Annotated in this window: 7 protein-coding genes; 5 read left to right on the forward strand and 2 right to left on the reverse strand. The window is 39.5% G+C overall.

All coding sequences use genetic code 11. The annotated features are described in order from the left end of the window. Positions 1-34 precede the first annotated feature (34 nt). From E1176_RS11735 to E1176_RS11745, 3 genes are all read left to right on the forward strand, one after another. Positions 35-1,057 (forward strand): synaptic vesicle VAT-1 family membrane protein, encoded by a 1,023-nt coding sequence (locus tag E1176_RS11735; RefSeq protein ID WP_155210805.1) that lies wholly within the window; start codon positions 35-37, stop codon positions 1,055-1,057. A gap of 66 nt (positions 1,058-1,123) precedes the next feature. Next, positions 1,124-3,046, forward strand: a complete 1,923-nt coding sequence (locus E1176_RS11740; protein ID WP_155210806.1) for a cation:proton antiporter domain-containing protein — start codon at positions 1,124-1,126, stop codon at positions 3,044-3,046. A gap of 30 nt (positions 3,047-3,076) precedes the next feature. Continuing rightward, positions 3,077-4,303, forward strand: coding sequence for an NAD(P)/FAD-dependent oxidoreductase (locus E1176_RS11745; RefSeq protein ID WP_155210807.1), 1,227 nt, complete (start codon positions 3,077-3,079; stop codon positions 4,301-4,303). Positions 4,304-4,430: 127 nt separating this feature from the next. On the opposite strand, the gene E1176_RS11750 is transcribed toward E1176_RS11745, so the two are convergent. Then, positions 4,431-6,458, reverse strand: a complete 2,028-nt coding sequence (locus E1176_RS11750) for a glutamine--tRNA ligase/YqeY domain fusion protein (protein WP_155210808.1) — start codon at positions 6,456-6,458, stop codon at positions 4,431-4,433. A gap of 193 nt (positions 6,459-6,651) precedes the next feature. Here E1176_RS11750 and kefF point away from each other — a divergent pair, with 193 nt between their 5' ends. Continuing rightward, positions 6,652-7,251 carry a glutathione-regulated potassium-efflux system oxidoreductase KefF gene (kefF, locus tag E1176_RS11755; RefSeq protein WP_155210809.1) on the forward strand — a complete coding sequence of 200 codons (600 nt, stop codon included), beginning with the start codon at positions 6,652-6,654 and terminating at the stop codon, positions 7,249-7,251. Continuing rightward, entirely contained in the window at positions 7,248-9,143 is a 1,896-nt protein-coding gene (locus tag E1176_RS11760) for a monovalent cation:proton antiporter-2 (CPA2) family protein (RefSeq protein WP_155210811.1), read from the forward strand. The genes kefF and E1176_RS11760 overlap by 4 nt, the downstream gene beginning before the upstream one ends. Positions 9,144-9,178: 35 nt before the next feature. Here the strand turns inward: E1176_RS11760 and E1176_RS11765 are convergent, their stop codons facing one another. After that, complete coding sequence (locus E1176_RS11765) at positions 9,179-9,565, reverse strand: VOC family protein (protein WP_155210812.1); 387 nt, start codon at positions 9,563-9,565, stop codon at positions 9,179-9,181. Between the last annotated feature and the right edge of the window lie 227 nt (positions 9,566-9,792).

A 9,792-nucleotide genomic window follows, 5' to 3' on the forward strand; every position in this document is an offset into this window, starting at 1 on the left:
GTGATAAGAGTCTTTTTAGGCTAGTTTTACCTCTATGATGAGAAAGGTATACCGCATTGCTAAAGCTGGGAATATAAACAAATTAACCCTTCAGGAAGAACCTATTTCAGACCCTAAGAAGGATGAAGTTCAAATAGAAGTAAAAGCTGTTGGGCTTAATTTCGCAGATATTTTTGCCATTCTTGGCCTTTATAGTGCCACTCCCAAGGGTAGCTTTATACCTGGTTTGGAGTATAGCGGGGTAATTATAAAAAAAGGTACTGCTGTTGAGGATTATAATGTAGGCGATCGTGTAATGGGCGTCACCCGTTTTGGTGGCTATGCGAGCCATATCAATAGTCAGGTAGATTATATAACACCTCTTTCTCATGATTGGTCTTGTGAAGAAGGAGCTGCATTTTTGGTTCAAGGACTTACAGCATATTATGGTCTTTTTCATTTAGGCAACTTGAGCAAAGACGACACGGTGCTCATCCACAGTGCAGCTGGTGGTGTTGGACTTCTGGCTAACCGTATGGCCAAAAAAGTTGGCGCTTATACTATTGGGACAGTTGGTTCCGCTTCAAAAATTGAGTTACTAAAGCAGGAGGGATATGATGATTACATTGTAAGAGATAAAAATTTTAAAATAAATCTACACCAGGCGCTTAAAGACCGAGACCTTAATGTAGTTATGGAGTGTATCGGTGGAGATATTTTTAAGGCCGGGTATGATGCACTTGCGCCTCAAGGTCGTTTAATCAATTATGGATCAGCGCGTTATGGAGACAATTCTAACTCACCAAACTGGTTGCGTTTGGTCTGGTTATACCTCACAAGACCGAAAATAGACCCGCAAAAGATGATTGAAACCAACAAGGCCATTCTCGGTTTTAATCTCATTTGGCTCTATCATAAAAAAGAGCTTATGCGTAAAATTCTGGGCGAAATGAAGGCTTTAACCCTACCTGCACCATATGTAGGCCATGTTTTTGATTTTACACAGATGCATGAGGCTATAAAACTATTTCAATCAGGCAAGACTACAGGTAAAGTTGTGCTCACGATAAAAGAGTAGTATATTAAAGGTTCGTATTTATGCATTATTATTAAGTAATTTCATTAATCTAAACCTGTAACTGACTTGGATTACTTCATAAAGCTGTCTGCATTTATTTTCACGTTTCTAATTGTTGCAATTGCCTCTGAACGTATTTCTGCCCGATTTCAGCGGCTCGGAGTACCGCTAATCAGCGGATTTCTCTTGGTGGGTATTTTATGTGGGCCCCACGCACTCAATCTGATTGATCATACCACGGCCAAGGGGCTGTTTTTTATAAATGATATTGCCTTATCTTTTATTGCGTTTGCTGCTAGTAGTGAGCTGTACCTCAAGGAGTTAAGGAGTAGAATAAAGAGTATTCAATGGTTGACTTTAGGTCAGCTTATCATCACCTTCTTACTCATCACCATCGCTATTGTGGCTATTGCAGAGCTTATTCCGTTTTTAAGTGAGAGAACGCTGGCTGCCAAGATAAGTATCGCCTTATTGTGTGCAGCAGTATTATGTGCCAGATCTCCTGCTTCGGTGATTGCCGTAATCAACGAAATGAGAGCAAAAGGCTCTTTTAGCAGTACAGTGCTAGGGGCGACAGTTCTTATCGATTTTCTGATAATCATTGTTTTTGCCATCTGTTTTTCTACGGCCACCACCTTGTTGTCAAGTCAGGGGTTTAATATAATGTCTATCGTCTACCTGATCGGGCAAATTGTTGCTTCCGTGTCGATAGGTATTTTATATGGTTTTTTACTTAGAACTCTTCTAAAGGGTAATATTCACAAAATAGTAAAGGCAATTTTTATTGTACTCATAGGCTTTTCAAGTTATGGACTTTACTACCTCGTAAGTTACCTATCCTTTTATTTCTGGCAGGTAGAATTGCACCTTGAGCCACTGCTTATTTGTTTGATAGGTAGTTTTTATGTGGTTAATTATACCAATCAACGGCAGGAGTTTCTTCGTATCATTCATGACTTGTCGCCCTATATTTATACCGTGTTTTTCACATATGCGGGAGCACTTTTAGCTATTAATGTCTTAGCAGATGTATGGCAAATTACACTTGTTATTTGTGGAATAAATGCACTCGCACTTTATATAGGTACTTATACCGGAGCCAGAATAGGAGGTGAGGATCGAAGATACAGCAGAAAATATTGGACCAGTTTTCTTACTCAGGCAGGTGTTGGTCTTGGCTTAGCAACCATCGTAAGCAGTGAATTCGAAGAATGGGGAGATCAGTTCTCTGCCATTATTATAAGTGTTATTGTAATTAATCAACTTATAGGACCGGTTTTGTTTAAACGATCAATAATTAACCTGGGCGAAAGCAGGCTGAGAGCCACTACACCCGATTTTGATGGCATAAGAGACGCACTTATTATAGGTTTTGAAACGCAGTCAGTGGCTTTGGCGAGGCAATTACAGGAACATGGCTGGAAAGCTAAAATAGCTACACGCAAGGTCATAGAGCCAGATAAATTTCCAGATGTGGAATTGGTTCAGATAGATGGCCTTACCCTCGAGGCACTTGAGTCTCTTGATGCACATCTATCAGAAGCTATAGTGCTTATGCTGACTGATGAAGAGAATTTGGCTATTTGTGAGCTTATTTATGAGAATATTGGTACCAAAGAAATAGTAGTTAGACTTAACAATCAGGTTCATTCTAAAGTATTTCATAAAATGGGAGCCCTTATTGTTGATACAGGAACAGCCATTGTAAGTCTGCTAGATCACTTTGTGAGGTCGCCTCAAGCTACTTCACTTTTATTGGGTATGAAAGAAGGTCAGGATACTATCGACCTGGAGGTTTTAAATCCGGATCTATTTGGTATATACCTGAGGGATTTACGCTTCCCTTCTGATGTAATTGTACTATCAGTACAGCGAAAAGGTCAAATGATTATTTCTCACGGATACACCAGATTACGAAAAGGTGATATCGTAACCATTGTTGGCTCAGAAGAGAGTCTCATTCAAATGACTGACCTTTTTGATGGGTAATTTTAGCAAAGTCAGTGATGAGTTATGGTGATGGAAGATATTGAATATGACATCATTATTGTAGGAGCGGGGCCTGCAGGCTGTGCGTGTGCTTATCAATTAAGGAATGAGAAGCTCAAAATCGCGCTGATTGACAAAGCCACATTTCCTCGAGATAAAATATGTGGAGATGCATTAAGTGCAGACGTTATCAATCAATTATATCGTATGGATGAGCGTTTGGCAGCTGATTTTGAAAGTTTTGGTAAAAAAATAGACTCTCATGGTGTGAGATTTGTCGCACCAAATAGCCAACACATCGATATTGATTTTGCAAACCCAAACCACGGCAAGGCTGCGGGTTATATCTCTAAACGTATTGATTTTGACCAATTTTTGTTTGACCAGGTTAAGGATCAGTCAAATTTGACTGTCATTACCGGGCAAAAGGTTGATGATATTAAAGTATCAAAAAATAGCGTAGAGCTAAAGATCAATAACTCCAGAATCTTCTCAAAACTTATTATTGGAGCAGATGGAGCTCATTCCATAGTAAATAAAAAGTTAGGCCAAATTAAGGTTGAGAAAAACCACTATTGTGCGGGCATTCGGTGTTATTATGATCGTGTGTCGCAAATGCACCCTAAAAATCATATAGAACTTCACTTTTATGATGACGTACTGCCCGGTTATCTATGGATTTTTCCATTACCAAACGGTCAGGCAAATGTCGGATTAGGTATGTTAAGTAGTGAAGTAAGTATGAGGAAGATTAATCTAAAGCAAAAGCTTGAAGAACTCGTAAAGAAGCATCCTAATCTAATAAATCGATTTGAAAATGCTGAGCCAATGGAGAAGCCACAAGGTTTTGGACTACCCATTGGATCGAAAAAAAGGCCTTTGTCAGGAGATCGGTTTTTATTACTGGGTGATGCCGCTAGTTTGATAGATCCATTTACAGGAGAAGGCATAGGTAACGCGCTGCGCAGTGGGCGCATAGCAGCTGAACACATTGTAAATGCTATTGGTCTGAATGATTTTAGCAAAGAATTTAATAAGCGGTACGATAAAGTTATCTACCAGAAAATGTGGAATGAATTGCGTATAAGTCGCTCCATGCAGAAGTTATTGCGATATCCTAAGCTATTTAATTTTGTGGTTAAGAAGGCCAATAAAAATGCCTCCGTACGCACACTTCTAACTTCGATGCTCGATAATGTAGACCTAAAGAAAGAGCTGATAAAGCCCTCATTTTACTTTAAGTTATTGTTTAGCTAAAAAAAGAGGCGGTCTCAAAAGGTGAGTCATCCTGAGTATGCGAAGGATCTTACTAACAAAATGTGATCATGCGATACACTGAGTAAGATTCTTCCTTTGTCAGAATGACCTGTAAGAGTTGTAAAATCTATTTTATGGCTTCGGCTTCAGCTACAAGCAATTCGTTGCTATCGCTAAGTCCGGCTTCTATAAAGGCATCTATTTCGCTATTACGCACAAGGCCTTTTTTAAGTAAAACACCCAGTGTAAGCATTACACCAATACGTGTACCCACTTTTTTGGCAGAAGTATTGAATAATGGCTCGATATCTTCATAAGTCACACTTTCGGCTAAGTTCATGATGCTGGCTCTGGCTTTATCCAGTTTGTCGCCAGAGAGATTAGCGTATTTTTTACTAATCTTCTTTATCTCATCAATAGGTTTTCTTCCCTGACCTTGCTGTGCAACCGGTTGGTTATTAGGTTGAGCAGCTTTTGGCTTTTGCTTTGCCCATGAGTCTCTAAGCCCAACGGTTTTATTGAAAACTAAATGCTCTGAATTACTGTCTTTGTCTAAAGTAAAATAACCCAGGCGCTGAAACTGAAACTTATCATCCATTTGAGCTTCTTTCAAAAACGGCTCTAGATATGCTTCTTTTATGATGTTGAGAGAGTCAGGGTTTACAAATTCCATGAAATTCTTGTCCTGATGACTGTCAGGAGCTTCATCTAAAAACAACCTATCGTATTCTCTAATCTCAGCTTTTATAGCATGTTTTATCGACACCCAATGTAAAGTACCTTTCACCTTTCTGGCGCTAGCATCAGTACCGCTTCCAGACCTACTATCCAAGTCGCAGGTGCAATGTATTTCAGTAATATTTCCCTCGCTATCTTTTACTACAGATTCTCCTTTTATAATGTAAGCATTCTTTAAACGCACTTCCTGACCTATCGTCAAGCGAAAGAACTTATTTCCGGCATCTTCTTTAAAGTCTTCACGCTCTATATATAATTCTCGGGAGAATGGTACTTCATGTGTTCCCGAGTTAGGGTCTTCCGGGTTATTTTCAGCCGTAAGCATCTCTTCTTTACCTTCAGGATAGTTTGTAATTACCAGCTTTACGGGATCTAAAACACCCATAACGCGAGTAGCAGTTTTGTTCAAATCTTCACGAATACAAAACTCCAGTAAAGAAACATCGGTAACACTGTCTCTTTTGGTAATGCCCGAAACTTCGCTGAATTTTCTAATTGACTCTGGCGTATAACCTCGTCTTCTAAGACCTGAGATCGTAGGCATTCTGGGGTCATCCCATCCTGCCACAGTTTTTGATTGAACCAATTCGAGCAATTTACGCTTGCTCATTACAGTATAGCTCAGGTTTCTTCTGGCAAACTCACGTTGTTTCGGCCGATGTTTTTTGTCATCATAAATCTGATCTAAAAACCAATCATAGAGCTCACGATGAGATTTAAACTCAAGCGTACAAATAGAATGAGATACTTGCTCAAGGTAATCTGATTGTCCGTGGGCCCAGTCATACATCGGATACACACACCACTCTGTGCCAGTGCGGTGATGCGCTTTATTCACAATTCTATAAAGTAATGGGTCTCTCATAAGCATGTTAGGAGAGCTCATGTCAATTTTGGCTCTCAGCACATAGGTGCCAGCCTCAAATTCCCCATTCTTCATCTTCTCAAACAACTCAAGGTTTTCTTCTACACTTTGATTGCGATGTGGGCTTGCCGTACCCGGTGTAGTTGGTGTTCCTTTCTGTTCAGCCATAGCTTCAGCCGACTGACCATCTACATAAGCTTTGCCTTTTTTGATAAGCTCAACTGCCCAATCATAGAGTTGTTGAAAGTAATCGGAAGAATAGCACTCAGTAGCCCATTTAAACCCTAACCACGCGATATCATTTTTGATAGCATCTACATACTCCTGTTCTTCTTTTGTAGGGTTGGTATCATCAAAACGAAGGTTTACGGGTGCATTAAACCGCTTTCCTAAGCCAAAATTGAGGCAGATAGAGGCGGCATGTCCGATATGTAAATAGCCATTAGGCTCAGGTGGGAATCGAAATCGCAACTTATCTGACGATAAACCGGCCTTTAGGTCATCGGCTACAATTTGTTCTATAAAATTAAGTGATTCTGAAGCTTCTGTCATGTTTAAAAAATTGAACCACAAAATTAGTGCATTGTAAAAGAATAACAACCAGAATTTAGATTATGAGAAGGATATTTTCAGGTAGCTACAAGAAGTTGATTTGTGGTGATAAGTTTATTATCGCACAGCTTACACTATCCTATTTTTTGTTGTCAAAATTTAGTTATCGGTATTAATTGATTTATTTTAAATTATGCAAAAAATTCTGATCCTATTTGCCCACCCGAAATACGAACAATCCAGAACTAATAAATCGTTGGTTGAGAAAGTACGGGACCTGGAAGGGGTAACTTTTCGAGACTTGTATGAGATTTATCCTGACTTTAATATAAATGTGTTGTATGAGAAAGAATTGCTTAATGCTCATGACATAATCATCTGGCATCACCCTTTTTACTGGTACAGTTGCCCACCATTGCTTAAACAATGGATAGACGTGGTGCTTGAGTTTGGGTGGGCTTACGGCCCTAGTGGCAATGCTTTAACAGGTAAGAAAGTAATGAATGTATTAACTGCAGGTGGATCAAAAGAAGTTTACTGCAGTGAGGGGTATAACAATTATTCAATCAGAGAATTTCTGAGACCGATGGAGCAGACAGCCAGACTGTGTGGGATGACTTATTTGCCGCCTTTTGCAGTCATGGGTACACATAAGCTATCAGATGAGGAGCTGCAAGTCCATGCCAATAGTTACAGTCAGTTAATTCAAATGCTTAAGGAAGACTTCCCTAAAGAGAATATCAGTCAATATCACTTTGTCAATGATGTACCACCTTTAAAAGCTAACTCATGAGTGGAAGTTTATTATTTGAGGCTATAGTCTTTCTTGCTGGAGCGATCGTATGCGTGCCGATTGCGAAAAGATTAGGCTTAAGTTCTGTGCTAGGGTATTTATTGGCTGGTATTTTAATCGGGCCGTACGTTTTTGGGTTTGTAGGCGAGGAAGGAGAAGATATTTTGCATTTCGCAGAGTTTGGTGTGGTTATGATGCTATTCCTGATTGGTCTTGAAATCGATCCAAGAAGTTTTTGGCGGATGCGCAAAGCTATATTAGGAATGGGTGGGGGCCAGGTGCTTATAACTACAGTGCTAAGCTTGGCCATCTTCCTTTTATTTGGGTTAGACTGGAAAGTGGGCTTAACCATATCTATGGCCGTAGCACTATCATCTACGGCAATTACCTTGCAAACCTTAAAGGAAAAGGGGCTCATGGATACAGTTTATGGATCGTCCTCTTTCTCAATCCTGCTTTTTCAGGATATTATAGTAATTCCCATGTTGGCAATATTGCCACTTTTATCTACGGTTACAACCGAAACTAGTGGTGACGACCATAGCTCAGGCGTTTATCTACTAGAAGGTTTGCCTTTGGGTGTACAGGCTTTAGCAGTATTTGTTTCTGTTGCTGTCGTAGTAGCTGCAGGTCGATACCTTTTTGTGCCTATGTTGCGATTGGTGGCTAAAACACGCTTACGCGAACTATTATCAGCTGCAGCCCTGCTTATCGTAGTTGCGATCGCCTTTTTGATGGAATTGGTTGGACTAAGCCCTGCACTTGGTGCATTCTTAGGGGGCGTGGTACTGGCAAATAGTGAGTTCAAGCACGAGCTGGAAAGTAACCTGGAGCCTTTTAAGGGCTTGTTGCTAGGTCTGTTTTTTATGGCTGTCGGAGCCTCAATAAATTTTATAGTTATTGGAGATAATCCATTAATGATTACCACTTTATTGATAGGCCTTATCACATTAAAAGCTTTAGTGCTTTTCCTAATAGGAGCCATCTTCAAAATAAAAACTGACCAAAGGTTACTTTTAACGGTGGGGCTGGCGCAAATAGGTGAATTTGCTTTTGTATTGCTGTCCTTTGCCTTTCAACTAAAAATTATAGATCAATTTCAATTAGACACCATGCTGGTTGTCACGGCCTTGTCGATGTCTCTCACACCAATTTTAGGAATTATTAATGAAAGACTGGTGCTTCCAAAAATTGGTACTAAAGAAGCACCCAAACGCACCATGGATCACATTGCCAAAACACACAAAGTGATCTTGGTAGGCTTTGGTCACTTTGGCAGTACTGTAGGCCGTTTTCTCAGATCATATGGTGTAGAAGCTACAATTCTTGATCAGGACAGTAATAGGGTAGATCTGCTTAGGAAAATGGGGTTTGAAGTGTATTATGGAGATGCCACGAGAATGGATTTACTTGAGAGTGCCGGACTGGCTGAGGCAAGAATACTTGTCAGTGCCATTGACAATCCTGACACCAACATCAAGCTGGTGCAAATGGTAAAAGAAAAATACCCTAATGTAAAGCTTATGATGCGGGCCAAGAGTCGTTTCGATGCTTATGAGTTGATAAATATGGGAATCGAAAACGTTTACAGAGAATCATTAGATACTTCTGTTCGGTTGGCTGGTGATGTACTTCACCAAATGGGTTTTAGAAAATATACGATACATAGACAGGCACAAAATTTTGTAAAATATGACGAACAGAGTCTTCGCAGACTGGCAGAGACTCCAAAAAGTGGTGATGAATACATATTTAAAGTTAAAGAGGAGATTGAACAACAGGAGAACCAATTGGAGCAGGACCTGCATCGGGGCATTGTAGAGGCTGACCTACAGTGGGACAGCGAACAAATGAGAATGATTTTAGGGAAAGAGGAAAAAAAAGGTGATTAATGCGATTTAGTCGCTAATCACCTTCTTGTGTCAATTTATATTTTCTCTCCAAAAGTGAGGTAATAACCATTTACATCTCTAACAGTAAATTGCTTATACCCAGACTTATTCTTGATCTGATCAACAATATCTGATGAAGAAAAAAGGTAGTCGTAATAATCATCAACACCTTCCATTTCTATGAAAATGGTAAAACCGCCTGCAGGTTCGTCATGTCTCAATTCAGGTAGTTCTTTTTTCAAACTGTCTTCACTTTGAAACATAATTTTGACCTCTCCCTTTTGTACCGTGGCACGGATAAGATCACCTTCAGAATTTTCAATTGAGTCGATTGTATTAAAACTAAGGACCCCGTGATAGTAGTTAATAGTTTGTCGAACATCCTCGACCATCAAGTTTGGAGTAAGTGTTTTTAAATTCATTTTTCGATAATTTTTATTGCGTTTCAAGGTACGCAAATCATTTATTTTATGAAGAATTTTATTACTATTTGAAAAGCAAAATTTAATAAATCGTGTTATACGTAGTCATTAGACCCGGAGATAATGAACAGACCCAAAGTAAGTGATATAAAAAAAGAGGTAGAAATAACTACAGCTAGAAGCGGTGGCCCTGGTGGCCAGCATGTGAATAAGGTTGAAACTAAAGT

Origin of the sequence: Fulvivirga aurantia (assembly GCF_009711475.1) — a bacterium.
Classification (GTDB): domain Bacteria; phylum Bacteroidota; class Bacteroidia; order Cytophagales; family Cyclobacteriaceae; genus Fulvivirga; species Fulvivirga aurantia.